This is a genomic window from Variovorax sp. GW821-FHT10D07 (assembly GCF_059415325.1).
This window is the reverse complement of record NZ_JBWKMZ010000002.1, coordinates 126736-150326: the sequence shown is the minus strand read 5'-3', so window position 1 is coordinate 150326 and position 23591 is coordinate 126736. Positions and strand designations below refer to the sequence as shown.

Annotated in this window: 31 protein-coding genes and 2 tRNA genes; 16 read left to right on the top strand and 17 right to left on the bottom strand. The window is 65.7% G+C overall.

The window, feature by feature from the left end; all coding sequences use genetic code 11:
- Positions 1-11: 11 nt before the first annotated feature.
- Positions 12-296, bottom strand: a complete 285-nt coding sequence (locus tag AC07PU_RS05870; protein ID WP_495316035.1) for a DUF2303 family protein — start codon at positions 294-296, stop codon at positions 12-14.
- Between AC07PU_RS05870 and AC07PU_RS05865 the strand changes: the two genes are divergently transcribed.
- Positions 283-423, top strand: a complete 141-nt coding sequence (locus AC07PU_RS05865; protein ID WP_495316033.1) for a hypothetical protein — start codon at positions 283-285, stop codon at positions 421-423. The two genes, AC07PU_RS05870 and AC07PU_RS05865, sit on opposite strands and share 14 nt — an antisense overlap.
- Positions 424-436: 13 nt before the next feature.
- On the opposite strand, the gene AC07PU_RS05860 is transcribed toward AC07PU_RS05865, so the two are convergent.
- The gene (locus AC07PU_RS05860) at positions 437-982 is read right to left on the bottom strand and encodes a hypothetical protein (protein WP_495316031.1); all 546 of its coding nucleotides are present in this window, start codon (positions 980-982) and stop codon (positions 437-439) included.
- Between the two features lie 54 nt (positions 983-1036).
- The gene (locus AC07PU_RS05855; protein ID WP_495316029.1) at positions 1037-1390 is read right to left on the bottom strand and encodes a hypothetical protein; all 354 of its coding nucleotides are present in this window, start codon (positions 1388-1390) and stop codon (positions 1037-1039) included.
- Positions 1391-1549: 159 nt separating this feature from the next.
- On the opposite strand from AC07PU_RS05855, the gene AC07PU_RS05850 reads away from it, so the two are divergent.
- Positions 1550-1714, top strand: a complete 165-nt coding sequence (locus AC07PU_RS05850; RefSeq protein WP_495316026.1) for a hypothetical protein — start codon at positions 1550-1552, stop codon at positions 1712-1714.
- 455 nt (positions 1715-2169) lie between these two features.
- Here AC07PU_RS05850 and AC07PU_RS05845 read toward each other — a convergent pair whose 3' ends face one another.
- Entirely contained in the window at positions 2170-2829 is a 660-nt protein-coding gene (locus tag AC07PU_RS05845) for a hypothetical protein (protein WP_495316024.1), read from the bottom strand.
- Between the two features lie 77 nt (positions 2830-2906).
- Here AC07PU_RS05845 and AC07PU_RS05840 point away from each other — a divergent pair, with 77 nt between their 5' ends.
- Together AC07PU_RS05840 and AC07PU_RS05835 are read left to right on the top strand one after the other, a co-directional pair.
- A complete protein-coding gene (locus AC07PU_RS05840) occupies positions 2907-3098 on the top strand; it encodes a hypothetical protein (protein WP_495316022.1) in 192 nt (63 codons plus the stop codon).
- The gene (locus AC07PU_RS05835) at positions 3091-3633 is read left to right on the top strand and encodes a hypothetical protein (protein WP_495316020.1); all 543 of its coding nucleotides are present in this window, start codon (positions 3091-3093) and stop codon (positions 3631-3633) included. The genes AC07PU_RS05840 and AC07PU_RS05835 overlap by 8 nt, the downstream gene beginning before the upstream one ends.
- On the opposite strand, the gene AC07PU_RS05830 is transcribed toward AC07PU_RS05835, so the two are convergent.
- Positions 3605-3895, bottom strand: a complete 291-nt coding sequence (locus tag AC07PU_RS05830) for a hypothetical protein (RefSeq protein ID WP_495316019.1) — start codon at positions 3893-3895, stop codon at positions 3605-3607. The genes AC07PU_RS05835 and AC07PU_RS05830 overlap by 29 nt on opposite strands.
- Before the next feature lie 489 nt (positions 3896-4384).
- On the opposite strand from AC07PU_RS05830, the gene AC07PU_RS05825 reads away from it, so the two are divergent.
- On the top strand, positions 4385-4651 hold the full coding sequence (locus AC07PU_RS05825; RefSeq protein ID WP_495316017.1) for a hypothetical protein: 267 nt from the start codon (positions 4385-4387) through the stop codon (positions 4649-4651).
- 310 nt (positions 4652-4961) lie between these two features.
- Positions 4962-6146, top strand: coding sequence for a DUF1353 domain-containing protein (locus tag AC07PU_RS05820; protein ID WP_495316015.1), 1185 nt, complete (start codon positions 4962-4964; stop codon positions 6144-6146).
- A 175-nt stretch (positions 6147-6321) separates the two neighbouring features.
- On the opposite strand, the gene AC07PU_RS05815 is transcribed toward AC07PU_RS05820, so the two are convergent.
- From AC07PU_RS05815 to AC07PU_RS05775, 9 genes are all read right to left on the bottom strand, one after another.
- Positions 6322-6771 (bottom strand): tyrosine-type recombinase/integrase, encoded by a 450-nt coding sequence (locus tag AC07PU_RS05815; protein ID WP_495316013.1) that lies wholly within the window; start codon positions 6769-6771, stop codon positions 6322-6324.
- A 20-nt stretch (positions 6772-6791) separates the two neighbouring features.
- Positions 6792-7004 carry a hypothetical protein gene (locus AC07PU_RS05810; protein ID WP_495316011.1) on the bottom strand — a complete coding sequence of 71 codons (213 nt, stop codon included), beginning with the start codon at positions 7002-7004 and terminating at the stop codon, positions 6792-6794.
- Positions 7005-7076: 72 nt separating this feature from the next.
- Positions 7077-7199 carry a hypothetical protein gene (locus AC07PU_RS05805; RefSeq protein WP_495316009.1) on the bottom strand — a complete coding sequence of 41 codons (123 nt, stop codon included), beginning with the start codon at positions 7197-7199 and terminating at the stop codon, positions 7077-7079.
- A gap of 11 nt (positions 7200-7210) precedes the next feature.
- Positions 7211-7384 carry a hypothetical protein gene (locus tag AC07PU_RS05800; RefSeq protein ID WP_495316007.1) on the bottom strand — a complete coding sequence of 58 codons (174 nt, stop codon included), beginning with the start codon at positions 7382-7384 and terminating at the stop codon, positions 7211-7213.
- Between the two features lie 131 nt (positions 7385-7515).
- Positions 7516-7592, bottom strand: a tRNA-Arg gene (locus AC07PU_RS05795).
- A 41-nt stretch (positions 7593-7633) separates the two neighbouring features.
- Positions 7634-7710: transfer RNA gene (locus AC07PU_RS05790), tRNA-Pro, on the bottom strand.
- A 36-nt stretch (positions 7711-7746) separates the two neighbouring features.
- A complete protein-coding gene (locus AC07PU_RS05785) occupies positions 7747-8454 on the bottom strand; it encodes a glutathione binding-like protein (protein WP_495316005.1) in 708 nt (235 codons plus the stop codon).
- A 115-nt stretch (positions 8455-8569) separates the two neighbouring features.
- A complete protein-coding gene (locus AC07PU_RS05780; protein WP_495316003.1) occupies positions 8570-8833 on the bottom strand; it encodes a UBP-type zinc finger domain-containing protein in 264 nt (87 codons plus the stop codon).
- A 40-nt stretch (positions 8834-8873) separates the two neighbouring features.
- The gene (locus AC07PU_RS05775; protein WP_495316001.1) at positions 8874-10571 is read right to left on the bottom strand and encodes an FAD-dependent oxidoreductase; all 1698 of its coding nucleotides are present in this window, start codon (positions 10569-10571) and stop codon (positions 8874-8876) included.
- A gap of 182 nt (positions 10572-10753) precedes the next feature.
- Between AC07PU_RS05775 and AC07PU_RS05770 the strand changes: the two genes are divergently transcribed.
- The 3 genes from AC07PU_RS05770 (at position 10754) to AC07PU_RS05760 (ending at position 14464) form a co-directional block, all read left to right on the top strand.
- The gene (locus AC07PU_RS05770; RefSeq protein ID WP_093341295.1) at positions 10754-11650 is read left to right on the top strand and encodes a GNAT family N-acetyltransferase; all 897 of its coding nucleotides are present in this window, start codon (positions 10754-10756) and stop codon (positions 11648-11650) included.
- Between the two features lie 185 nt (positions 11651-11835).
- Complete coding sequence (gene ppk1, locus AC07PU_RS05765) at positions 11836-13977, top strand: polyphosphate kinase 1 (protein ID WP_093341297.1); 2142 nt, start codon at positions 11836-11838, stop codon at positions 13975-13977.
- Between the two features lie 25 nt (positions 13978-14002).
- Entirely contained in the window at positions 14003-14464 is a 462-nt protein-coding gene (locus AC07PU_RS05760) for a SixA phosphatase family protein (RefSeq protein WP_057594239.1), read from the top strand.
- Positions 14465-14485: 21 nt separating this feature from the next.
- Here AC07PU_RS05760 and AC07PU_RS05755 read toward each other — a convergent pair whose 3' ends face one another.
- Genes AC07PU_RS05755 through AC07PU_RS05745 form a run of 3 tightly spaced genes read right to left on the bottom strand, consistent with a single transcriptional unit; the run spans position 14486 to position 16602 of the window.
- Complete coding sequence (locus AC07PU_RS05755) at positions 14486-14878, bottom strand: nuclear transport factor 2 family protein (protein ID WP_495315997.1); 393 nt, start codon at positions 14876-14878, stop codon at positions 14486-14488.
- Between the two features lie 48 nt (positions 14879-14926).
- On the bottom strand, positions 14927-15061 hold the full coding sequence (locus tag AC07PU_RS05750; RefSeq protein ID WP_495315995.1) for a hypothetical protein: 135 nt from the start codon (positions 15059-15061) through the stop codon (positions 14927-14929).
- Between the two features lie 20 nt (positions 15062-15081).
- Positions 15082-16602, bottom strand: a complete 1521-nt coding sequence (locus AC07PU_RS05745; RefSeq protein WP_296789170.1) for a Ppx/GppA phosphatase family protein — start codon at positions 16600-16602, stop codon at positions 15082-15084.
- 250 nt (positions 16603-16852) lie between these two features.
- Between AC07PU_RS05745 and pstS the strand changes: the two genes are divergently transcribed.
- From pstS to phoR, 7 genes are read left to right on the top strand one after another with little or no spacing between them, the layout of a single operon-like run.
- Positions 16853-17887 carry a phosphate ABC transporter substrate-binding protein PstS gene (gene pstS / locus AC07PU_RS05740; protein WP_490876975.1) on the top strand — a complete coding sequence of 345 codons (1035 nt, stop codon included), beginning with the start codon at positions 16853-16855 and terminating at the stop codon, positions 17885-17887.
- A gap of 45 nt (positions 17888-17932) precedes the next feature.
- The gene (gene pstC / locus AC07PU_RS05735) at positions 17933-19012 is read left to right on the top strand and encodes a phosphate ABC transporter permease subunit PstC (RefSeq protein WP_093341303.1); all 1080 of its coding nucleotides are present in this window, start codon (positions 17933-17935) and stop codon (positions 19010-19012) included.
- Complete coding sequence (gene pstA / locus AC07PU_RS05730) at positions 19009-19893, top strand: phosphate ABC transporter permease PstA (protein ID WP_093341305.1); 885 nt, start codon at positions 19009-19011, stop codon at positions 19891-19893. Before pstC ends, pstA begins: the two co-directional genes overlap by 4 nt.
- Positions 19894-19945: 52 nt before the next feature.
- Complete coding sequence (gene pstB / locus AC07PU_RS05725; RefSeq protein ID WP_093341306.1) at positions 19946-20734, top strand: phosphate ABC transporter ATP-binding protein PstB; 789 nt, start codon at positions 19946-19948, stop codon at positions 20732-20734.
- A gap of 30 nt (positions 20735-20764) precedes the next feature.
- Positions 20765-21466 (top strand): phosphate signaling complex protein PhoU, encoded by a 702-nt coding sequence (gene phoU, locus AC07PU_RS05720; protein ID WP_093341308.1) that lies wholly within the window; start codon positions 20765-20767, stop codon positions 21464-21466.
- A 38-nt stretch (positions 21467-21504) separates the two neighbouring features.
- Entirely contained in the window at positions 21505-22197 is a 693-nt protein-coding gene (phoB, locus tag AC07PU_RS05715) for a phosphate regulon transcriptional regulator PhoB (protein WP_057594225.1), read from the top strand.
- Between the two features lie 44 nt (positions 22198-22241).
- Positions 22242-23588, top strand: a complete 1347-nt coding sequence (gene phoR, locus AC07PU_RS05710) for a phosphate regulon sensor histidine kinase PhoR (protein ID WP_495315987.1) — start codon at positions 22242-22244, stop codon at positions 23586-23588.
- Positions 23589-23591: the final 3 nt, after the last annotated feature.

The following is a 23591-nucleotide window of genomic DNA, read 5'->3' as shown; positions in this document are numbered from 1 at the left end:
GCATGGGCCGATCAGCTCGGCGCGCCTACCAGGATGGGCAGCTCGGTTTTCTCGGCGATCGTGGTGCGCAGGTCGTCGACCGCGGCCTCGATGACCTTGTGCGGGCGGATCAGCTCGTACCAGATAGTCAGCTTGCCGCCGTCGGCGATGCGGTAGCGCAACTGGGCTTCCAGCTTCCACCGCGCGCAATGGGCGGCTGGCATCTTCGAGAAGGATGATTCGAAGGTGCGGGCGGCTCGCGAGGCGATCGCAGACTGGAACGCGAAGAACCCCGACCAGCCGATGCTGATCCGCATCCCTGAGGTCATGCGCCGTGTGCGCGAAATGACGAAGTCGAAGGATCAGCGCATCGCAGACACGGCGCCGCGCGCCATGCGCGCGCAGATGCGGGACGAAAGCACGCGACTAGCAACAAGCCCTTGAGCATGAAGCTAGCTCACGCAGCAAGTGCTTTTCCTGTCAGCTTGGTGAGTGTTTGGAGACTGCCATCCAGTTTGTGAAGTAGCTCGTTAAGCTGGGCTATGTGAGACTTCGAGTCGCTTGTTGGTGACGTTGGAGAAATAGGAATGCAGCTCATCATTTGCTCTCTCTGGCTGATTCGCACGTCTGGAGCTATAGAGCTGGACGTAGTAACTAGTTTGAGGAATTCTTCGAGAGCGTTCACGTGCGGTTGATACTTGCCTCTGCTTCGCAAGTACTCAACGTGCAAGAGCAACTCAGGGAGAAACAGCCTGTTTTGCAGATAAAGAGCAACTCCGTGTTGAGTCTCTAGATCATCGGGCTTGAGCCTGGCATCAACGCTGAGTTGGCAAAGATGGTTGTACCAGTCATTGGCGAGCTTGAGAGACCCTTTGAGATGCTCCGTTCGCTCCGACCGCTCTCGTTCGAGACGACGAGTGACGAATGCAACTACAAGACCCAGCCCAAACGTGAGCAGTGGAATGACTATTTTTGCCGCCGTATCGAGCGTGAGCCAAGTCATCTTTTCTTCCAACTATTCGGCAACCAAAAATGATCGAAATGACCGGGCAGGCGCCTATGAATTCTTACCGTCGTGCGTTTGCAAAAGAAATTTTTCCTTCGAAACTTCCGCCGCTAGTGTGTATTTGAAGATGAACCCGAAGTAAGCAACGAGGGCGACGCAAAGCACAATCCCAAGTGCGATGAGGTCTGGGGCGGCTTCGAGAGGCTTCTTCATGTAGACCTCATAGCCAACGCTGACGACGAAGATGAAGCAGACCAAATAAAACGACGCCTTTACGCCGAGTGAGCCGTTAGTCAGCCCTTCGCGCCGGAGCCGTGCGTTGGCCTCGAGTTCGGTTCTCTGAATCCGACGCAACTCAGATTCCAGTTCGAGGATGCGGGCGTTTGCTGCTTCCAAGGAGTCCATTGCGATTTTCCTCCGGTGATGTTCGGCCGATCGGCGAGGATCGTGCCGCTAATTTGGTAAAGACGCAATCGGCCACATGGAGGAGGCGCTATCTGCGGGTCTGACCCTGGCCCCCTCTAGGGTTCGACTGCGCCGCCGTGCGCGGAAATCATCGGGGGCATGCGAAACGAAACCATCGACACCCTGGCCGCAGTGGGCGGCAAAGCGACCGCCACCGGCGAGGCCAACCGGCGCCAGGCGGTCGAGCACGAGCTGCGCGTGGCGCGGCTGCGCCGCGGCATGCGCTCCGACACCGACCTAGGCGAGCTCGGGGAGGAGGGCTGATGAAAGGGCTCCGCGTCGCAGTTGCCACGCTGACCCTCTCGGCGGCTGGCTTCGCCGCCTGGGTCATGAACGAGGGCACCGAGCCGGTCACGGTGCGGCCGGATGGCGTTGAGGTGCTTAAGCCCTACGTTCCCACGCAGGGCGACGTCCCCACGATTGGTAACGGCTCGACCCGCTATGAAGACGGTCGGCGCGTGACGCTGGCAGATCCACCGATCACGCGCCGGCGCGCCGAAGAGCTGGTACGCAACCTGAACCGCGCCGAGGAACGGCGCTTCGTCGCCTCGCTGCCCGGCGTGCAGATGACCCATGCGCCGCGAGCTGCTGGCCGGCCGGCCCGGTGCCGCGTGCGAAGCGCTCCTGCGCTACCGCTCCCAGGCGGGCCGAGATTGCGCGCTCCCGAAGAACTGGGGCCCGAAGGGCTGCAAGGGCGTCTGGCTGCGCCAGCAGGCGCGTCACAGCGCCTGCGTCACCGCGCAGGAGCCGCCGAAAGGACTGAACATGGCCACCCAACTCCTCGCTCCCGACACCATCGCCAGCACGTCCGATGTAACCGCGCTCAACGATGGCCAAATCGCAACGGTCTTCCTTACCTCGACGACCGGCACGGCAGTCCCGGAGGGCACCGAGGTGCACCTGCAGTTGCAGCGCGCCGGCGGCGCCTGGATCGACGACCACATCCTGCGCGCGCCGGAGCGGCTGAGCGCGGACGTCCGCGGGCCTGCTTCCTTCCGCGTCCAGCGCCGTGGCGGCGCGGTGCAAGCCGTCCCCGCCGGCGCCGAGTTCAACCTCTCGACCGCATCGAGCGGTGGCGGTGGGGGCGGCGGTGCGGTCACTATCGCAGACGGCGTCAGTTCCACACTCGGCGCGCGCGCCGACGCGCCGGCCTTGAGTGACACCGCCATTGCGACGCACATGGCGTTCATGAAGCGCCTGGTCGGCAAGATCCCGGGCTTCGGCGCGGCGGCCAGCGCGGCTGCGCTGCCGGTGGTGCTGGCGAGCGACGACGCACAGATCGGCACGAAGACCAACGCGGCGACGGCGCTGCCAGCGGGCGGCGCAGGCCTGATTGGCTGGCTGTCGAACATCTGGGTCGCGATCACGTCGCTGCTCAACGTCAACACGCTGCGCGCGCCGCTGCTGGCCCGCCAGGTCCTGGTGACGGCAGTAGCGAACCCGCAGCGCTTGAGCTGTGCGCGCAGTGCTGGCAGCCGGCTACATCTTCGACATCAGCGAGACGCTCAATGCGCAGGTGTGCATCGCTTCGCTCGGTGTTGTGATCCTCGACCTCGAGGTGCCCAACCAGCAGGAGACCAGCAAGAGCTTCAAGGACCTGCTGACGGACATGGCCGCGGCCGGGGCGCTGGGAGGCCGCAATGCCTGACATCCGCAACTACCTGCTGCTCGCACTGGTGGCGCTGGCCGGCGTGCTGGGCTTGTCGACCTGGCACTACCGCGGACAGGCCAAGACGTCGGGCCGGGCGCTCCAGGTTCAGAACGCGGTGGTGGTCGCGACGAACCGCGCCGCCGCCCAACTGCTTGAGCGGCGGACGAAGGAATGCGACGCCAAGCAAGCCGAACTCGACAGGCGCCACCTGGCGCAGGAGAAGACCGATGCAACTGCTGTCACACAAATCGCTGCCGACGATCGCCGCCAGCGCAGCGCTCCTGTTGTTGTCCGGGTGCGCGACTGCACCTGCGATGCCGGGAGCGGTAGTGGAGGCACCGCAGGTGCAGCTCCCGCCGGTTCCGACGCTGGTGCAGCAGACGCCGGCGCGGCCAGTGGGTTTCTATCGGAAGCTGGTGCTGGACGCCTTGCAGACGCCCTGACTGAGATCGAGACGATGAGCGCAGCCTATGCGTCATGCCGAGCTAGCTTGCCTGGCTTCGCTACCGCTGAGAACGTTTCCTCGAGGTGAGCCAGTCAAGAAAAGCACCCAGGTAGAGCCGGGCGAAGATCGCTGCGACAAGGCCTCGGGTGAGCCATCGGACGTCGTTGTATTTGCCGTCGGCAGACCATGGGATCAGAGACGAAAAGAGTTCTCCGACAGTGTTGCTGCCGTTTGTCAGCCACAGCGCAATCGCGATCAGGAAGCCGATCGCCGCAAGTGAGCAGACGCGCTCGAGCGCATTGCTGCCAAGCAGCTTTTGTAATCCGCCACCGCCGCCGACTTGATCCATTACACCTCCGGTGAGATATTGAAGTGAAGGAATGCTACGCGATCACCAGTTAGGTTCGACTCCGCGCGCGGGCTCGCAAGAATGCCGCTCAACCCTGGGAGGCATCCATGACTCAATCCTCCGCATGGCGGCGCGGACCAGCTCACCGACGGTACGAGAAGCAGGGGGCGAGCGCATCGGAGCGCAATCGAAAGCATGATGGCTGCCCGACGATGGCATGGAGCAAAAAAAGCCCGCCGAAGCGGGTTGAAATGACAGCCGGGGGTGAGGAGGGAGGGATACATCGGCTGTCCCCCCGCCAGGAGTGTAGTGCGCAGGTGGCCCCATTCTGGGCTTCGGCCATAGCGGGGATTCTGTTGGTCGTCCTCCGCGTTTCCCTTCGTTTTGTTCGCCCGGCCTCCCCCAACCGGGCGAGAGGGTATGCCCGCTCGCACCAGTCTTTCGCCCCATGCAGGATGCGTCGGCGCAATCCCGCGTGGAGGTGAATTCATGCACTCACACATGGTCAGTTATGACCTCATCAAGCGAAAAAACTACCCGGAGTTGATCGAGGCGCTGGAGGCTTTTGGTTACTGGCATTGCCTCGGCTCGACCTGGATCATCAAGACCGATAAATCGGCCTATGAGGTGGCGGGCGAACTGATGAAGCACGTCGATAGTGACGACAAGTTGATTGTCGCAACCCTCAGCGGGCCCGCCGCGTGGACACCGAGTTTCACTAAGGAATGCCAAGACTGGCTGCAAAACAATCTCTAGGCGATCTCTGTCCAAATTCCTCCGCCATCCACGCGGCCGAAGCGCCCGGGGCTGCCGCCGGAGGCCTGCCCTCGATCTGCTTGCCGACCTGCTCGGCGGGAGTGGAGCGGCTCTTGTCGAGCTGGGGCGCTTCGCTGGCGCGGCCCATGTCGCCGGCACTATTTGCGAGCGGCATTGCTTTGTGCGACGATTTGGCCATAAGCAGACATTCACTGAGTTAGCCCAATTCGCTTGGAAGTCGACGTTCGCGGCGCATTTGCATCAAGCCGGGTTCGGGTTCGAACCTGCCAGTACACGAATTCGAGCAAAAATGAGACTACAGGACAAGCCTGGGCCGACTTCAGTGGGGAGCGCCAACAGCGCGCTCCTTCGATTTCCATCGACCAGCGTAGCCAGCCCAAAAAACGGATGGTTAAGGCAGAATCAGCTTCAACCTTGCGGTCTCGATTCTGCTCCTTTTCAACGTAATGTCACCGACATGATCAGAATAATTTTGATTTCCTTCGTTGCCGCATTCAGCATCCCACTTAGTGCACAAGGACTTCAAGAAAATCCCGATCGCTTAAAGATTACAAGATCAGGTCAGCAGGGGCTGGATTGGCAGGAGCTAACTATTGTCAATAATCTAAATGAAGCCCGGAGATTTGAAGCGCTAAGCAGGTCGACCGGTCCAGATGGCAAGGTACACCAGGGCTTGGAAGTTTGGGTAAACGACGAGCTTGTTTATTCCGAAGAGGAAATTCAAGATACATACAAGGGTTCCGCGACTGCCTTCCGGCTTCTTAACCTTCCACGCAAACCAGGTTCGTATCACGTGCTGATCAAATGTGGATCCGAGCAGCGAACGCAGGTCACATGCAGGTTAACGGCATTTAGCGCGGACGCGCCTGTAGGGTTGCCGCCAGAATCACCTGCAACTAGGCCCGACGCTAAAAATCAGTTCTGGATGCTGTTGGAGCCAATGGAGTACGTGATTGGTGATACGAATGCTCGCATCACTGTCCCAGCGGGTTTTGTTCACGACTTTGCCTCAATCCCACAAGCTCTTCACTCATTTGGTCTCTCGCCACATGGGCTATACAGCCGTGCCGCGATCAATCACGATTGGCTTTACTGGTCGCAAGGTTGTTCTCCTGCACAGTCGGATCGACTCATGGTGCTCGCAATGAAAGAAAGCGGAGTGTCGACGGTCCTTGCGATGTCGATGTACGCTGTGCTAGACGTTGCAGGCGGTCCGGCGTGGCAACAAAACACAACTGACCGAAAAAATGGGTTGCCGCGGATCATTCCAGAGGCGCTTCGAAAGTTTCCACCGAACAAAACATGGCCGGACTATCGCGACGAACTTTTTAAGAGTGGCGTTAGCGATCCAATTGCTCCGATAGCCACGTACTGCAATTACGGTGACTCATTTGATGTTCCGGGCGGCATCGCATCACCAAAGATCGATGCACCAAAACTTCAGCCCATCACCGTTCTCTCAACCCCCAACTAGTACGCATGCTACTGTGATCACCGGCGGGGAAGCGCGTGTCAGGTCGCCAAGTACCCAGGGTCAATTCAACTCATGCGGCCATTCTTGCTGCCAAGTCCTCGCCGCGGATTGATGCGTAGCGAAGGACCATTGAGTAGTCGGACCAACCCATGATCTTGCAGATCTCGACGTCGCTTTAGAGCCAGCGGCCGTCCTTCCCGCGCAGCTCGAACCACCTGCGGCAGGCCTCGTGCCGAAGGTCGTGCTCCTTGAAGTCCGGCACGCCGGCGTGCGCGAAAAGCTGTCGGAACGCCTGCACCAGCGCGCGGGTCGTCTTTTTCTTTCCTTCTTGGGTACCGTCCCAGAAGGGGAACAGGTTGCCGACCTTGCCCTCGGCGTATGGGCGCAGCTTCGCGACGAGGGCCGGTTTCAAGGGCACGATGCGCGGCTTGATGTGGCCACCGCGGCCCTTCGTTCCATCCACTTTCGTGAAACCGCGATCAAGTTGCAAATACTCGGCTTGCAAGGTGTAGGCCTCGCGCAGCCGCAGGCCCGAATCGACGATCAGCTCATAGAGCATTTGGAGGTCGGGGTTGGCTGGTCGCACCCACTTCGCGCGCGGCAGGCGCTCTCCGCGCAGCGCCATGTCGATGCGATCTCCCTCGCCTAGGACGAAGCGGCGGTGGCGGGTCTGATCGCGCTTCGCGAGTTTTTCGGCTTGCCTGACTTCGTGCTCGATCCTCCCTTGCGCAGCGCGGCGGCCCCCTCGGTGGTGTAGGTGCTGTATCCGCGCGGCAGATGGCGGAAGGGGTTCGCCGGCTGCTGCTCGCCGTGCACGGTGGTGCGGCGAAAGTACCAGTCAAGGATGCGGCCGTACACACCCATTTTTTTGCGAATGGTGCCAGGCGAATTGCTCGACCGCGTCTTCAGGTTCTTGATGAAGACGTCGACTCACTCGGCGGTGATGTTCGATACGTGCACGCCGAGGAAATCGCCCATCGTTGCGCTCAGCATCTCGGTGTCGAAAGGCATGATGGGCCCAAGCTTTTCGTACGACTGGATGACCTCCACCACGAGAGGATCTCTCACGATTGGCGCATCGGGTTGAATGCCGCGCTCCTCAAATAGGACTTGAGCGTGTCGCGATGTTCGACTCCTTCGGCCTCGGTCTCAAAGGTGGAGAAGTTGTGGCGATCAAGCCGCTTGTGCTCGATGCGAAGTCGGTAGCGCCCGTGGCCTGCTTGGATGTTCTGCGCCATGGCAGATGCGTACGAGAACGGGCGAGTAGTGCCGCTACCTTTCGGGGTAGCGGAGGGTCGTTCTGAGTCGCTTTGGGAGGTTCGGCTTTTCGCGGTGTGTCGGAAAAACCCAGGGAAATCAACAACGGAGTTGGCCTGCCCGGAGGGGATCGAACCCCCGACAACCTGCTTAGAAGGCAGGTGCTCTATCCAACTGAGCTACGGGCAGATTCCAGGCGGAACAGAAAGCAAAGCAGGAAAGAAGATTCTTGGTCGGGGCGAAAGGATTCGAACCTTCGACCCTCTGGTCCCAAACCAGATGCGCTACCAGGCTGCGCTACACCCCGACAAGCCCTCTATTCTAGCCCGAATATGAGGCGCTCTCAGCGCTTCTCGTACTGGGTCTTGCCGAAAAGCACTTCGCGCGCCTTGTCGTCGGTGATGGGCTTGCGCAGGTCGGCCAGCACCTTCACGCCACGCTGCACGGCGGGGCGCTCGGCGATGCCGTCGAACCAGTCCTTCAGGCGCGGGTAGTCCTCGAGGGTGATGCCCTGGTTCTGCCAGCTGCGCAGCCACGGGAAGATGGCGATGTCGGCGATGCTGTAGTCGGGGCCTGCGATGAAGCGGTGCTTCGACAGCTGCTTGTCGATCACGCCGTAGAGGCGCTTGGCCTCGTTGGTGTAGCGGTCGATGGCATAGGCGATCTTCTCGGGCGCGTAGAGGCGGAAGTGATGCGCCTGGCCGAGCATGGGGCCGACGCCGCCCATCTGGAACATCAGCCACTGCAGCACGTCGTAGCGCGCGCGGTCGCCCTGGGGCAAGAATTGGCCGGTCTTGCCGGCCAGGTAGACGAGGATGGCGCCCGATTCGAACAGCGAGATGGGCGCGCCGTCCGGACCGTCGGGGTCGGTGATGGCGGGGATCTTGTTGTTGGGGCTGATCTGCAGGAAGTCGGGCGCGAACTGGTCGCCCTTGCCGATGTCGATGGGGTGCGCGCGGTAGGGCAGGCCGCACTCCTCGAGCATGATGTGGATCTTGTGGCCGTTGGGCGTGGGCCAGGAATAGACCTCGATGGTCTTCGGTTCGGGCATGTTGTCGAGTCTCCGGTCTGGATGGGGCGGCGAAGAGGGGCTCCTCGACGCGGCAGCCAGCATATACAGGCGGCCGCGCGGACGTGCGCGGCACGGCCAATGACCGGCGCGCGCCTCAGCCCACCTGCCGCTCGTGCGCGTTGCACCACATCCAGTCCTCGCCGGGTTCGAGCGACTGGATCACGGCATGGCCCTCGGCCTGCGAATGGCGCGTGGCATGCCGGTTCTTCGACGAATCGCAGCAGCCGACGTGGCCGCAGTGCACGCACAGGCGAAGATGCACCCAGCTGTCGCCGGTCTCGAGGCATTCCTCGCAACCGCGCAGGGTGTGGGGCGCGGCGATCTCCGCGGGGACGTGTTCGCAGGGCTTGATGCGCATGCGCGGGTTCTCCTGGATGAAGGGTGGAGGGATCGGGGACTCAGGCCACCGCCGAGTTCGAGGCCAGGTGCTGGTGGATCAGTGCGACCACCGCCGCACCTTCGCCGATCGCGCCGCCCACGCGCTTGACCGAGCCCGAGCGCACGTCGCCGACCGCGAAGACGCCGGGCACGCTGGTCTCGAGCGCGGTGGCCGGGCGCGCGGGAAAGCCCGCGCTGGCGTCGGGACCGGTCTGCACGAAGCCGTGCTTGTCGACCGCGACGCCGCAGCCCGCGAGCCAGTCGGTCTCGGGCTCTGCGCCGACGAACAGGAAGATGTTGCGCGCGGGGCAGTCGTGCTCGGCGCCCGTGCTGTGGCAACGCCAGGTGGCACCGGTGAGGCCGTCGTCGGGATCGCCGTGCAGCCGCACGAGTTCGGTATGGGGCTGCAGCGAGATGTTGGGCGTGGCCTCGATGCGGTCGATCAAATAGCGCGACATGCTGGCCGCGAGCGAGGGGCCGCGCACCAGCACGTTGACCTTGGCCGCATGGTGCGAGAGGAACACGGCGGCCTGGCCGGCCGAGTTGCCGCCGCCGACCAGCGCGACCTCCTGCTGCGCGCAGAGCTTGGCCTCGATGGCCGAGGCCCAGTACCAGATGCCGCGGCCCTCGAATTCGTGCAGCCTGGGCACGCCGGGCCGGCGATAGCGCGCGCCACTGGCGGCGACGACAGTGCGTGCCGAAATGCGGCGCCCGTCGGCCAGCGCGATGGCGAGGCTGCCGTCGGCGTTGGTGCGCGCGCAGTCGAGCGAGGCCACCTTGGCCGGGATCAGCATCTCGACGCCGAACTTCTGCGCCTGCACGAAGGCCCGGCCGGCCAGCGCCTGGCCCGAGATGCCGGTGGGAAAGCCCAGGTAGTTCTCGATGCGCGCGCTGGCGCCGGCCTGGCCACCGAAGGCGCGGCAGTCGAGCACGATCACGCGCAGCCCCTCGGAGGCGGCATAGACGGCGGTCGCGAGGCCGGCCGGGCCGGCGCCGACCACGGCCACGTCGTAGAGCTCGTCGTGCGCCGCGGCATCGACCATGCCCAGGCACAGCGCCAGCGCGTCCTCGGCCGGGTTCACCAGCACCGAGCCGTTGGGGCACACGGCCAGCAGCTGGTGGCCACCGTACTGCGCCAGCAGCGCGGCGGCGTCGGGGTCCTGGTCGGCGTCGACCAGGTGATAGGGATGGCCGTTGCGGCGCAGGAAGTTCTCGAGCCGCGCCATGTCGGGCGACTGCGGCTGGCCGATCAGCACCGGGCCGGCGGCGCCCGATTCGATCAGCGCCACGCGCCGCAGGATCAGCGCGCGGGTGATGCGCTCGCCGAGGTCGGCCTCGGCCACCAGCAGGGCGCGCAGTTGCGCGGGCGGCAGCACCAGTGCCTCGACGTCCTCCTCGGCATGGCCGTCGACCAGGGCGGGGCGGCCGCTGAGCTGGCCGACCTCGGCCAGGAATTCGCCCGGCCCCTGCCGCACGATCGGCACCACGTGGCCCAGGCCGTCGCGCTGGGTGACCGAGACCACGCCCTTGAGGAGCACGAACATGCCGGCGCCGACCTCGCCGGCGGTGAACAGCCGGCTGCCGCGCGCGAAGTGCTGCACGCTGCCGAAACGCGCGATGCGCGCGATCTCGCTGTCGTTGAGCACCGGAAAGGTCTGCAACTGTCGGTTACCGCCGGCGGGAGCCGGTGCGGCGGTGGAAGCGTCGGTGAGGGCCATCGGGCGAGGACTCCAGGTCGGTGCGGGTTCGGCGATGAAAGCCATTAGACGTCAAAGAAGCGGCCGCGGAGCACCCCGAAAGGAAGGCCGGCGGCTCGTCACATCGTCATGCAATTGCCACGGCCATGACACGCGCTTTTCACCACGGGTGCCGAGACTCGCCCAGCAGAAAGGGTTTCCACATGAAAGAACTGCCCAACCCGACATTTCCGCTGTCGCAGATCGGGCTCCGCGCAGCCCTCTGGCCCGCGCCCGTTGTCGCCGGCACCGCCGCCGCCGTCACCGCGACGCCCAAGGTCCCCGCTGCCGTCAGCCCCGCGGTCGTCGTGCCGGCCCCCGTCATCGAGGCCAAGCAGGGCATCACCGTCGGTTGGGCCCGTCACCAGGACGATGTTCGCGCGGCCCAGCGCCTGCGCTATGAAGTGTTCGTCGGCGAGATGGGTGCCCGCATCTCCACTTCGCTGCCCGGCCACGACGTGGACCTGTTCGACGACTTCTGCGAACACCTGCTGGTGCGCGACGAACTGACGCAGCAGGTGATCGGCACCTACCGCGTGCTGACGCCGGCCCAGGCGCGCCGCGTGGGCAGCACCTACAGCGACACCGAATTCGACCTGACCCGCCTGCGCGACCTGCGCGAGCGCATGGTCGAGCTGGGCCGCAGCTGCGTGCACCCCGAGCACCGCCAGGGCGGGGTGATCCTGGCCCTGTGGGGCGCGCTGGCCGGTTTCATGCACCGCAACAAGCTCGACACCATGATCGGCTGCGCCAGCATCCCGATGTCGCACAACGGCGTGACCTGCGGCGACGCGGCGGCCAGCATCTGGCGCCAGCTCTCGGCCAGCCACATGGCGCCGATCCAGTACCAGGTGCAGCCGCGGCTCGCGCTGCCGGTCGAGCGCCTCGACGGCAGCCTCGACGTGGAACCGCCCGCGCTGATCAAGGGCTACCTGCGCCTGGGCGCCAAGGTGCTCGGCGCGCCGGCCTGGGATCCGGACTTCAACACCGCCGACCTGCCGATGCTGATGCGCATCGACGACCTGCCGGCGCGCTACCGCAAGCATTTCCTGGGCGCATGAAACCAGCGGTCGTCCGACCCGCGAACGGGTCGTCCGTCCTGCCGCCGGACGGGGAAGAGCAGTCGAAAGTAGGCATGTCGACGGCGTCACGGGAAAGTCATGCAAATGTCACAAACCCGCATGACACTGTCACATTCCCTTTATCGAGCACGGCCATGGTGCCGCTTGTTCCAGAATCCGTGTCCATGCCTTCCGATCCGGCCGATTCGCTGCCTTCCGTGGCCGAGACGCCGAAATTCACCTTGCTTGACCGCGACCACAGCATCCTGTCGTTCAACGAGCGGGTGCTCGACTGGGCGCACCGCCCCGAGGTGCCGCTGATCGAGCGCCTGCGCTACCTGTGCATCGTCTCGTCGAACCTCGACGAGTTCTTCGAGGTCCGCGCCGCGCCGCACCTGATCGCGGGCAGCGCCGACGACCACAAGGGCACCTACACGGTCGAGTCCTTCCGCCGGCTGGCCGAGGCGGTCCACACGCTGGTGGCGCGCCAGTACGCGCTCTACAACGACGAGCTGATGCCGACCTTCGGCACGCACGGCATCCACATCATTTCGCACGGCGAGCGCAACCCCGCGCAGCGCAAGTGGGTGGCCGAGTATTTCGAGCGCGAGGTGCGCCCGCTGCTGCTGCCCGTGGGGCTCGACCCCTCGCATCCGTTCCCGCAGGTCGCGAACAAGTCGCTGAACTTCATCGTGCGCCTGGGCGGCAAGGACGCCTTCGGGCGCGAGAACCCGATCCAGATCGTCAAGGTGCCGCGCGTGCTGCCGCGGCTGATCAAGATGCCGGCCAAGGTGTCGGACGGCAAGACGCTGTTCGTGGCGCTGTCGAGCGTGGTGCGCGCGCACCTGTCCTCGATGTTCACGGGGCGCGAGGTCGGCGACTTCTCGCAGTTCCGCGTCACGCGCCATTCCGACCTCGCGGTGGACGAGGAGGACGTGAAGAACCTGCGCACCGCGCTGCGCCAGGGCCTGCAGCACCGGCACTTCGGCCAGGCGGTGCGCCTGGAGGTGTCGGCCAGCTGCGCCGAGTCGCTTGCGAGCTTCCTGCTCGAGCAGTTCAACCTCCCGCCCGAGGCGCTGTACCGCGTGCACGGCCCGGTCAATCTCGCGCGCTTCACCCAGTTGGCCGACCTGCTCGACGAGCCGAAGCTGCGCTTCAAGCCCTACCAGGCCTCCTACCCGATCACGCTGTCGCCCGCGCAGTCCTTCTTCGAGCGGCTGCAGCGCGGCGACGTGCTGATCCACCAGCCCTTCGAGAGCTTCGAGGGCGTGCTGGCCTTCCTGCGCGAGGCGGTGCACGACCCGCAGGTGCTGGCGATCAAGCAGACCATCTACCGCACCGGCGCCGACTCCGAGCTGATGGAGCTGCTGCGCGAGGCGGTGCGCCGCGGCAAGGAAGTCACCGTGGTGGTGGAGCTCAAGGCGCGCTTCGACGAAGAGGCCAACATCAACTGGGCCGAGATGCTCGAGTCGATCGGCGCCCAGGTGGTGTACGGCGTGGTGGGCCTGAAGACCCACGCCAAGATGCTCCTGGTGACGCGCCGCGAGGGCAAGCAGATGCGCCGCTACGGCCACCTGTCGACCGGCAACTACAACCCGCGCACCGCGCGCCTGTACACCGACATCAGCCACCTCACGGCCGACCCGCTGCTGACCGCCGACATGGAAGCGGTGTTCGTGCACCTCGCGAGCCAGAGCAAGCTGCCCAAGCTCAACCGCGTGTGGCTCGCGCCCTTCGACCTGCACAGCAACATCCGCGCGCAGATCGCCACGCTGGCCGCGGCCGCCGAGCGCGGCGAGCCCACGCGCATCGTCGCCAAGATGAATGCGCTGACCGACGAGGAACTGGTCGCGGCGCTGGTGCATGCGGGGCAGAAGGGCGTGAAGATCGACCTGATCGTGCGCGGTGCCTGCACGCTGCCGGCCCAGGTGCCGGGGCTGACCGACAACATCCGCGTGCGCTCGGTGATCGGCCGCTTCCTCGAGCATTCGCGGGTGTTCTATTTCCGCCATGGCGAGGACGAGTCGCTCTATCTCTCGAGCGCCGACTGGATGAACCGCAACATGATGCGGCGCATCGAACTCGCCTGGCCCGTGACCGACCCGGTGCTGCGCCAGCGCCTCATCGACGAGTGCCTGGTCGCCTACCTGCACGACGGCCGCGATGCCTGGGACCTCGGCGCCGATGGCGTCTACACCCGCATCGACCACGACACGCACCCGGGCGAAGCCGGTGCGTCGCGTGCGATCGAGGCGCACGGCGCGCAGGCCGCCCTGATGAACCGCTACGCAGCGCGAGGGCCCCGTGACGTCGCATCCGGCGAATGAAGCCGAAGTTCGAAAGACGATGACCATGGACCTGATCTTCTGGCGCCATGCGGAAGCCGATGACTGGACCGAGGGCTGCGACGACATGCAGCGCTCGCTCACCGCGCGCGGCGAGAAGCAGGCCAAGCGCATGGCCAGCTGGCTCGACCGCCAGCTGCCCGACGGCACGCGCATCATCAGCAGCCCCGCGCGGCGCTGCGAACAGACCGCGCTGGCGCTCGGGCGCAAGTACAAGCTGCGCAGCGAACTCGCTCCCGACACCACCGCCGACGCGCTGCTGGCCTCGGCCGGCTGGCCCAACGGCAAGTCGGTGGTGCTGATGATCGGCCACCAGCCTTCGCTGGGGCAGGCGATCTCGCTGCTGCTGGGCTTGAAGCAGGACAGCTGCCCGGTGCGCAAGGGCGCGCTGTGGTGGATCCGCACGCGCGAGCGCGATGGCGACGTGCAGACCGTCGTGGTGACGGTGCAGTCGCCCGAACTTCTCTGAGCCTGTTCGAAGCCGCGCCGCTCAGGCCGGCTGCAGTTCGAAGTGGAAGACCTTCGAGAGGATCTGCCAGCGCCCGTCCACCTGCACCAAAGTCAGCAGGTCGGTGAAGCGCTTCGGCGCGATCGAGCATTCGACGCGCGCGAAGGCCGTCACCGGTCCCGCGAACTCGATAGACACGATGCGGTCCGTGCGCGGCTCGCCCTTGCTGGCGGGCGAGGGCCGCTTGTCGACGATCGGGAAGTAGCTCGCCATGTCCAGCGTGTAGAGCGGGCCCTCGGTCGCGGTGGCGTAGAGCGCCGCCGGGTGGAAGACCTCGCGCAGGATGGCGGTGTCGCTGTGGTGCAGTCCCTCGAAGTAGCGGGCGAGCAGGTCGACGACGGCGTCGTAGGGGGCGGGGGCTTGATCGGCCTTCATGACAGCTTCCTCTCTCTTCGTGTGACGTGGATGACAACGGTCACGATGCTATCGATGCATCTGCTGCGCGCGGGCGCGGGCCTGCTGCAGATCTGGCGCTTCATCGTCGAGGAAGACCTGGCGCCCGTTCTCGCTGATCCATCCGGCGCACCGCCACATGCCGCGGCGGGTCCGGGTGTTCATCGACTTCCTGCTAGAGCGGCTCAGCAGCCCGCCAGGTCCACGCGCCAGGTACTGATCTTCTGCCAGGCCAGCACCTCCTCGCGCAGCAGGTGGGCCGACTGCGGGAAGGCCTCGGCCCAGTCGGGCGCGCAGGCGATCGAGAAGGTGCGGGTGCCGAGCGGCGACAGGTGCAGCGCGTCGGGCGCGGGGTCGCGCCGCGCGTGGCACAGGATCACCGCGAGCCGCAGCGCCAGCAGCTGCATCACGAAGGTCTCGTCGTCGAGCGAACCCTCGAGCTTGCGAAGCTTGCCGCGCTGGCCCAGCACCAGCTGGGCGAGGGTGTGCAGCTCGTTGACCGCGAAGCCGGGGGCGTCGGTGTTGTCGAGGATGTAGGCGCCGTGCTTGTGGTAGTCGCTGTGCGAGACCAGCGCGCCGATCTCGTGCAGCTGCGCGGCCCAGCCGAGCTTGCGCAGCGCGCGGCCGGCGCGGCTGGTGGTGCTGCCGCCGCGCGCGGCCGGCGCCAGCTGCACGAACAGGGCGGCGGCCGTGTCGCCCACGCGGCGGGCCTGGACCGGGTCGACCGCGAAACGGGTGGCGAGGCGCGCGACCGTGGTGGTGCGCATGTCGGCCACGCTCTCGTCGCGTTCCAGCAGTTCGTAGAGCACGCCGTGGCGCAGCGCGCCCTGGGCCACCTTCATCTCCTCGATGCCCAGCAGGTCGAACACCGCGCGCAGCACGCTGAGGCCGCCGCCGATGACCGCCTTGCGGTCCTCGCGCATGCCCTCGATGCGCAGCTTGTCGGCGCCGCCGGCCTTGAGCAGCCGGTCGAGCAGCCAGTCGAGGCCCTCGCGCCTGACCACGCCGGGCTCGCCGCCGGCCGCGGCCAGCACGTCGCCGACCGCGCCGATCGTGCCCGAGGCGCCATAGGCCACGTCCCACTGGTCGCGCGTGTAGCTGCCGAGCGCGTCGTCGAGCACCGCCTTGGCCGCGACCTCTGCGGCCCGGAAGGCGGCGGCAGTGAACTGGCCCTCGGGGAAGTGCTTCATCGACCAGGCGACGCTGCCGACGCGGTACGACTCCATCAGCTCGGCCTCGAGGGCGCGGCCGATGATCATTTCGGTGGAGCGCCCGCCGATGTCGATCACCAGCCGGCGTTCGCGGTCCGAGGCGTCGTTGTGCGGCAGCATGTGCGCCACGCCCTGATAGATCAGGCGGGCTTCCTCGCGCCCCGGGATCACGTCGATGCCGAAGCCCAGGATGGTGCGCGCGCGCAGCAGGAATTCCTCGCGGTTGCGCGCCTCGCGCAGCGTCTGGGTGGCGACGGCCCGCACCTGCGAGCGCTTGAAGCCGGCCAGCCGCTCGCCGAAGCGGGCGAGGGCGTCCCAGCCGCGCTGCATGGCTTCGGGCGTGAGATTGCGTGCGCTGTCCAGGCCGTTGCCCTGGCGCACGGTCTCCTTCAGGTATTCGGTGCGGTGGATCTGGCCGTGATCGACCTGGCCGATTTCGAGCCGGAAGCTGTTGGAACCGAGATCGACCGCTGCGAGGCGGGTGCCGTTTTGCATGTTGTAGTAAAGAAGGCGGAGCCTGATTCGTATGTCGTTGACGGTTTCCCCACCGCCCCGAACCCCACCGCAGCGAGGTTCGAGAGGCTAGTTCGGGCGCATGACGGTTGTGTGACAGCGTCACAGAGCCGGAGGGCTCCGCGGCCCCATTTTCCCTCGACAGAGGGGTGTCACATCGATGTCACACAAGCTTTTTAGAGTCCGTCGCAAGCCCGAAAGGGGACTACTTCTTACTTCTAAAGGAAGCTTCATGAAAACGACGTTCAAATTTGCAACCGCCGGCCTCGTCGCCGCGGTTTTCGCTCTTCCCGCGTTCGCCCAGGACGTGACCGGTGCCGGCGCCAGCTTCCCCGCACCCCTGTATGCCAAGTGGGCTTCGGACTTCAACAAGGCCACCGGCGTCAAGATCAATTACCAATCGGTTGGTTCGGGCGCCGGCCTGAAGCAGATCGAAGCCAAGACCGTCGACTTCGGCGCGTCGGACGCTCCCCTGAAGGACGACGAACTCCAGGCCAAGGGCCTGATGCAGTTCCCCACCGTCATCGGCGGCGTGATCCCGGTCGTGAACATCCAGGGCATCAAGCCCGGCGAACTCAAGCTCAGCGGCCAGGTGCTGGGCGACATCTACCTCGGCAAGATCACGAAGTGGAACGACCCCGCGATCAAGGCCCTGAACGGTTCGCTGAACCTGCCCGACGCTGCCATCGCCCCGGTTCGCCGCGCCGACGGTTCGGGCACCAGCTTCCTGTTCACCAACTACCTGTCGAAGGTCAACGCCGAGTGGAAGAGCAAGGTCGGCGAAGGCACGGCCGTGAACTGGCCCACCGGCGCGGGCGGCAAGGGCAATGAAGGCGTCGCCGCCTTCGTGGGCCGCCTGCCGAACTCGATCGGCTACGTGGAATACGCCTACGTCAAGCAGAACAAGATGACGTACGCCCAGATGCAGAACGCCGCCGGCAACTTCGTCTCGCCCGACGACACCGCCTTCAAGGCCGCCGCCGCCGGTGCCGACTGGAACAAGAGCTTCTACCAGGTGCTGACGAACCAGGCCGACAAGGGTGCATGGCCGATCACCGGCGCCACCTTCATCCTGCTGCACAAGACGCAAGACAAGCCGGCCAATGCCACCACCGTGCTGAAGTTCTTCGACTGGGCCTACAAGAGCGGCGACAAGACGGCCGACGAACTGGACTACGTGCCGATGCCCGACGCCGTGAAGGCCACGATCGCCAAGGCCTGGGGTGAGGTCAAGGACGCTTCGGGCAAGCCCGTCGCGTTCAAGTAAGCCTCCTTCTTCTCCCTGATCAGAAAAAGAAAACACGGCGCGCCAATGAGCAGCAATCCGCTCGATGGCGCGCCGCTTTCGTCCTTGCCGGAGCGACACGTGTCATCCACTTTCCCCGCCGCCGCCACCGCGCTCGATCTTTCCGCCGAGCAGGGCCGCACCACCGCACCGCCGCCGATGAAGGCATCGCGCTCCGGTCCCATGGTCGATCGCCTGTTCGGCCTGGCCGCCAAGGGTGCCGCACTGCTGACGCTGGCGATGCTGATCGGCATCCTGCTGTCGCTGATCGTCGGCGCCTGGCCCGCCATCACCAAGTACGGCCTCGGCTTCCTCACGAGCAGCGTGTGGGACCCGGTCCAGAACGAATACGGCGGCCTCGTGATGATCTACGGCACGCTGGCCACCTCGGCCATCGCCCTGGTGATCGCGGTGCCCGTGAGCTTCGGCATCGCGCTCTTCCTCACCGAACTTTCGCCCGGCTGGCTCAAGCGCCCGCTGGGTACCGCCATCGAACTGCTGGCTGCCGTGCCGTCGATCGTCTACGGCATGTGGGGCCTGCTGGTGTTCGGCCCCATCCTCTCGAGCTGGGTCCAGCAGCCGCTGCAGAAGCTGCTGGCCGGCGTGCCGTACCTCGGCGCGCTGGTGTCCGGTCCCCCGGTGGGCATCGGCATTCTCTCGGCCGGCATCATCCTCGCGATCATGATCATCCCGTTCATCGCCTCGGTGATGCGCGACGTGTTCGAGGTCACGCCCCCGCTGCTCAAGGAATCGGCCTACGGCCTCGGCTCCACCACCTGGGAGGTCGTCTCCAAGGTCGTGCTGCCCTACACCAAGGCCGGCGTCATCGGCGGCATCATGCTCGGCCTGGGCCGCGCGCTCGGCGAGACCATGGCCGTCACCTTCGTGATCGGCAACATGAACCAGCTGAACTCGCTCTCGGTGTTCGAGGCGGCCAACAGCATCACCTCGGCGCTCGCCAACGAGTTCGCCGAAGCCGGCGCCGGCCTGCACCAGGCCGCGCTGATGTACCTGGGCCTCGTGCTGTTCTTCATCACCTTCGTCGTGCTGTCGCTGTCGAAGGTGCTGCTGGCGCAGATGAAGAAGAGCGAAGGAAAGAAGTCGTGAGCACAAGCCAATCCCTCATCAACGCCAAGACCCTGGCGGAAACCCGCCAGGCCCGGTTCGCCTCGCGCAACCGCGTCAACAAGATCGCCCTCACGCTGTCGCTCGCCGCGATGGTGTTCGGCGTGTTCTGGCTCGTCTGGATCCTCTGGGAAACCCTGCGCCTGGGTATCGGCGGCCTGTCGATCATGGCCTTCACCGAGATGACCCCGCCGCCGAACGAGCCGGGCGGCATCCTGAACGCCATCTTCGGCTCCTTCGTGATGGTGCTGCTGGCGACCTTCGTCGGCACGCCGATCGGCATCATGGCCGGCATCTACCTGGCCGAGTACAACCCCAAGGGCATGCTGTCCTCGGTCACGCGCTTCGTCAACGACATCCTGCTGTCGGCACCGTCGATCGTGATCGGCCTGTTCGTCTACGCGGTGGTCGTGGCCTACTTCAAGAACTTCTCGGGCCTGGCCGGTGCGCTGTCGCTCGCGCTGATCGTGATCCCGGTCGTGATCCGCACCACCGAGAACATGCTGCAGCTGGTGCCCCCGGGCCTGCGCGAAGCCGCCTACGCCCTCGGCACGCCGAAGTGGAAGGTGATCCTGAGCATCACGCTGCGCGCCGCGCGCGCCGGTGTCGTGACCGGCATCCTGCTGGCCGTGGCCCGCATCGCCGGCGAGACCGCGCCGCTGCTGTTCACGGCCCTGAACAACCAGTTCTGGACCGCCGACGTGACGCAGCCGATGGCCAGCCTGCCGGTGACGATCTTCAAGTTCGCCATGAGCCCCTACGAGAACTGGCAACAGCTCGCCTGGGCCGGCGTGTTCCTGATCACCGTCGCGGTGCTCGTCCTCAACATCCTGGCGCGGGTCCTCACGCGCTCCAAGCACTGAACCCGAAGCGGCTTCCACGCAACCCGCACAGAACGAACAAGAGAAACGCAACATGGCACCCATCACCGCTCCCACCGCCGCCGCAGCGCCCGCGAAGATCTCGGTCAAGAACCTGAACTTCTACTACGGCAAGTTCCACGCGCTCAAGGGCATCAACCTCGAGATCCCCGAGAACAAGGTCACGGCCTTCATCGGCCCCTCGGGCTGCGGCAAGTCGACCTTGCTGCGCACCTTCAACCGCATGTTCGAGCTCTATCCCGAGCAGCGCGCCGAAGGCGCCATCGAGCTCGACGGCGAGAACCTGCTGACCAGCAAGCAGGACGTGGCGCTGATCCGCGCCAAGGTCGGCATGGTGTTCCAGAAGCCGACGCCGTTCCCGATGTCGATCTACGACAACATCGCCTTCGGCGTGAAGCTGTTCGAGAATCTCTCGGCCAGCGACATGGACGACCGCGTCGAATGGGCGCTGAAGAAGGCGGCCCTGTGGACCGAAGTGCGCGACAAGCTGCAGCAAAGCGGCTCGGGCCTCTCGGGCGGCCAGCAACAGCGCCTGTGCATCGCGCGCGGCATCGCGATCAAGCCCGAAGTGCTGCTGCTCGACGAACCCTGCTCGGCCCTGGACCCGATCTCGACCGCCAAGATCGAGGAACTGATCGCCGAGCTGAAGAACGAATACACGGTGGTCATCGTGACCCACAACATGCAGCAGGCGGCCCGCTGCAGCGACTACACCGCCTACATGTACCTGGGCGACCTGATCGAGTTCGGTGCCACCGAGCAGATGTTCTTCAAGCCGCAGCGCAAGGAGACCGAGGACTACATCACCGGCCGCTTCGGCTGATGCAACAACGGATGCAAAGAGGACGACACCATGACTGAAAAACACCTCTCCAGCCAGTTCGACAGCGAACTCAACGGCGTCTCGTCGCGCGTGATGGAACTCGGCGGCATGGTCGAGTCGCAGATCCACCAGGCGATCTACGCGCTGCTGCAGTTCGATTCGGACGCGGCCGACCGCGTGATGGAAACCGAGCACCGCGTGAACGCGATGGAAATCGAGATCGACCGCGAGCTGTCGTCGATCATCGCGCGCCGCCAGCCGACCGCGCGCGACCTGCGCCTCTTGATCGCGATCTCCAAGACCACGGCCAACCTCGAGCGCGTGGGCGACGAGTCCAACAAGATCGCGCGCATGGTCAAGTCGATCATCGAGAGCGGTGCTTCGCGCGTGCTGCCGACCACCGAGCTGCGCATCGCGGCCGACCTGGCGTCGAACCTGCTGCGCACCGCGCTCGACGCGTTCGCGCGCCTCGACACCGCCGCGGCGCTGTCGATCCTCAAGGACGACGACCTGATCGACAAGGAGTTCGACGGCTTCGTGCGCAAGCTGGTCACCTACATGATGGAAGACCCGCGCACCATCTCCGCGAGCCTCGACCTGCTGTTCCTGGCCAAGGCCATCGAGCGCATCGGCGACCACGCCAAGAACATCGCCGAGTTCATCATCTACATCGTCAAGGGTGCCGATGTGCGGCACACTTCGATGCAGGAAATCGAGTCGGCGCTGCAGTAACGACACCAGTACGACTGCGGCAAGACTCCCAAGAAAGCATGAAAAAACCCCGAGTCCTGATCGTCGAAGACGAGTCCTCGATCGCCGAGCTGATCGCCGTCAACCTCCGCCACAACGGCTTCGAGCCGATCTGGTCGGAGGATGGCGCGGCGGCCCAACGCGAGATCGATGCCTTCCTGCCGGACCTGATCCTGCTCGACTGGATGCTGCCGGGCCAGAGCGGCCTGCAGCTCGCGCGCCAGTGGCGCAAGGACCCCCGTACCAAGGCCGTCCCGATCCTGATGCTGACCGCGCGCGGCGACGAGCCCGACAAGGTGGCCGGCCTCGACGCCGGCGCCGACGACTACATCACCAAGCCCTTCTCCACCCAGGAAATGCTCGCGCGCATCCGCGCCGTGCTGCGCCGCCGCGCGCCCGAGGTGGTGACCGAGCGCGTCGAGATCGGCGAGCTCGCGCTCGACACCGCCACTCACCGCGTGACCTGGCAGGGCAATGCGCTGAAGGTCGGCCCGACCGAGTTCAAGCTGCTGGCCTACCTGATGCAGCACGCCGAGCGCGTCCACAGCCGGGCCCAGCTGCTCGACAAGGTGTGGGGCGACCACGTCTACATCGAGGAGCGCACGGTCGACGTGCACGTCAAGCGCCTGCGCGAATCGCTGGGTGCGGCGTCCCCGATGGTCGAGACGGTGCGCGGCGCCGGCTACCGCCTGACGGCCCAAGCCACCGTTTGACCGCCGTGAGCGTCTCCGCCCGCGGGCGCGGATAATCGCCCGCCATGCCGTTTCGCATTGCTACTTTTTTAATAGCGTCTCTCCTTGGTGGAGCGGGCGTTACAGCCTTTTTCGGCTGGAAGCTCGGCTGGATCGGCGCCTGGGGCGGGGCGGTGGTCTGGCTGGCCTTCGACGGCTGGCGCGCCAAGCGACTGCTGCAGATTCTGCGCAACGATGCGGTGGGACTGCCCAGCCGCGGCGTCGGCATGTGGGGCGAGCTGGCCGAGCGCATCCGCAAGCTGCTGCGCGACCGTGAACAGCAGACCCGCCAGGCCGAGGACCGGCTGCAGGAATTCCTGGCCGCGATCCAGGCCTCGCCCAACGGCGTGGTGCTGCTCGACGAGCAGGGCCGCATCGAGTGGTGCAACCAGACCGCGGCGGCGCAGTTCGGCATCGACGCCGAGCGCGACCTGCTGCAGCACCTGGCCAACCTCGTGCGCGATCCGGCCTTCGTCGCCTACCTCGCGTCGTGGAACTACAGCCGCGACGTCGTCATCGACGGCCACGGCCCGGGCTCGCAACAGCGCAGCCACACGGTGCGGCTGTCGGTGCAGGTGCATCCCTACGCGGGCAACCGCCGCATGCTGCTCACGCGCGACATCACCGCGCTCGAACAGGCCGAGGCGATGCGGCGCGACTTCGTGGCCAACGTCTCGCACGAGATCCGCACGCCGCTTACGGTGCTCGCGGGCTTCGTCGAGACGCTGCAGAACCTGCCGCTCGATGCCGACGAGCGCGCGCGCTACCTCGGGCTGATGGGGCAGCAGTCGCACCGAATGGAGACGCTGGTCAACGACCTGCTGACCCTGTCGCGCCTCGAGGGCAGCGCTGCCCCCGGCGGCACCCAGTGGACCCGCATCCGCGCCTTGCTCGCGCAGTGCGAGGACGAGGGCCGCGGCCTCTCGGGCCGGCTCTCGCCGCAGCTGGGCCACAAGCTGTCGTTCACCATCGATGCCGATTCGGAGATGTCCGGCGCCGCCACCGAGCTGCAGAGCGCGATGTCGAACCTGCTGAGCAACGCGATCCGCTACACGCCCGGCGGCGGCGAGGTGGCGGTGAGCTGGCGCGTGTTGCCCGACGGTCGCGGCGAGTACGCGGTGAAGGACACCGGTCCGGGCATCGCGGCCGAGCACATCCCGCGGCTGACCGAGCGCTTCTACCGCATCGACCGCAGCCGCTCGCGCGAAACCGGCGGCACCGGGCTCGGGCTGGCGATCGTCAAGCACATCGCCCAGCGCCATGGCGCGGAGCTGCGCATCGAGAGCACGGTGGGCAAGGGTTCGCGCTTCACGCTGCTGTTCCCGGCCACGCGCGTGCGCGAGGCGCGGGTGCTGGCGCGGCTGCAGGCCTGAACG

Coding starts and splice junctions, on each gene's coding strand:
- AC07PU_RS05865 (WP_495316033.1), top strand. CDS start 283: ATGCTGATCCGCATCCCTGAGGTCATGCGCCGTGTGCGCGAAATGACG.
- AC07PU_RS05870 (WP_495316035.1), bottom strand. CDS start 296: ATGCGGATCAGCATCGGCTGGTCGGGGTTCTTCGCGTTCCAGTCTGCG.
- AC07PU_RS05860 (WP_495316031.1), bottom strand. CDS start 982: ATGACTTGGCTCACGCTCGATACGGCGGCAAAAATAGTCATTCCACTG.
- AC07PU_RS05855 (WP_495316029.1), bottom strand. CDS start 1,390: ATGGACTCCTTGGAAGCAGCAAACGCCCGCATCCTCGAACTGGAATCT.
- AC07PU_RS05850 (WP_495316026.1), top strand. CDS start 1,550: ATGCGAAACGAAACCATCGACACCCTGGCCGCAGTGGGCGGCAAAGCG.
- AC07PU_RS05835 (WP_495316020.1), top strand. CDS start 3,091: ATGCCTGACATCCGCAACTACCTGCTGCTCGCACTGGTGGCGCTGGCC.
- AC07PU_RS05830 (WP_495316019.1), bottom strand. CDS start 3,895: ATGGATCAAGTCGGCGGCGGTGGCGGATTACAAAAGCTGCTTGGCAGC.
- AC07PU_RS05825 (WP_495316017.1), top strand. CDS start 4,385: ATGCACTCACACATGGTCAGTTATGACCTCATCAAGCGAAAAAACTAC.
- AC07PU_RS05820 (WP_495316015.1), top strand. CDS start 4,962: ATGAGACTACAGGACAAGCCTGGGCCGACTTCAGTGGGGAGCGCCAAC.
- AC07PU_RS05815 (WP_495316013.1), bottom strand. CDS start 6,771: ATGGCGCTGCGCGGAGAGCGCCTGCCGCGCGCGAAGTGGGTGCGACCA.
- AC07PU_RS05800 (WP_495316007.1), bottom strand. CDS start 7,384: ATGGCGCAGAACATCCAAGCAGGCCACGGGCGCTACCGACTTCGCATC.
- AC07PU_RS05785 (WP_495316005.1), bottom strand. CDS start 8,454: ATGCCCGAACCGAAGACCATCGAGGTCTATTCCTGGCCCACGCCCAAC.
- AC07PU_RS05780 (WP_495316003.1), bottom strand. CDS start 8,833: ATGCGCATCAAGCCCTGCGAACACGTCCCCGCGGAGATCGCCGCGCCC.
- AC07PU_RS05775 (WP_495316001.1), bottom strand. CDS start 10,571: ATGGCCCTCACCGACGCTTCCACCGCCGCACCGGCTCCCGCCGGCGGT.
- AC07PU_RS05770 (WP_093341295.1), top strand. CDS start 10,754: ATGAAAGAACTGCCCAACCCGACATTTCCGCTGTCGCAGATCGGGCTC.
- ppk1 (WP_093341297.1), top strand. CDS start 11,836: ATGCCTTCCGATCCGGCCGATTCGCTGCCTTCCGTGGCCGAGACGCCG.
- AC07PU_RS05760 (WP_057594239.1), top strand. CDS start 14,003: ATGGACCTGATCTTCTGGCGCCATGCGGAAGCCGATGACTGGACCGAG.
- AC07PU_RS05755 (WP_495315997.1), bottom strand. CDS start 14,878: ATGAAGGCCGATCAAGCCCCCGCCCCCTACGACGCCGTCGTCGACCTG.
- AC07PU_RS05750 (WP_495315995.1), bottom strand. CDS start 15,061: ATGAACACCCGGACCCGCCGCGGCATGTGGCGGTGCGCCGGATGGATC.
- AC07PU_RS05745 (WP_296789170.1), bottom strand. CDS start 16,602: ATGCAAAACGGCACCCGCCTCGCAGCGGTCGATCTCGGTTCCAACAGC.
- pstS (WP_490876975.1), top strand. CDS start 16,853: ATGAAAACGACGTTCAAATTTGCAACCGCCGGCCTCGTCGCCGCGGTT.
- pstC (WP_093341303.1), top strand. CDS start 17,933: ATGAGCAGCAATCCGCTCGATGGCGCGCCGCTTTCGTCCTTGCCGGAG.
- pstB (WP_093341306.1), top strand. CDS start 19,946: ATGGCACCCATCACCGCTCCCACCGCCGCCGCAGCGCCCGCGAAGATC.
- phoU (WP_093341308.1), top strand. CDS start 20,765: ATGACTGAAAAACACCTCTCCAGCCAGTTCGACAGCGAACTCAACGGC.
- phoB (WP_057594225.1), top strand. CDS start 21,505: ATGAAAAAACCCCGAGTCCTGATCGTCGAAGACGAGTCCTCGATCGCC.
- phoR (WP_495315987.1), top strand. CDS start 22,242: ATGCCGTTTCGCATTGCTACTTTTTTAATAGCGTCTCTCCTTGGTGGA.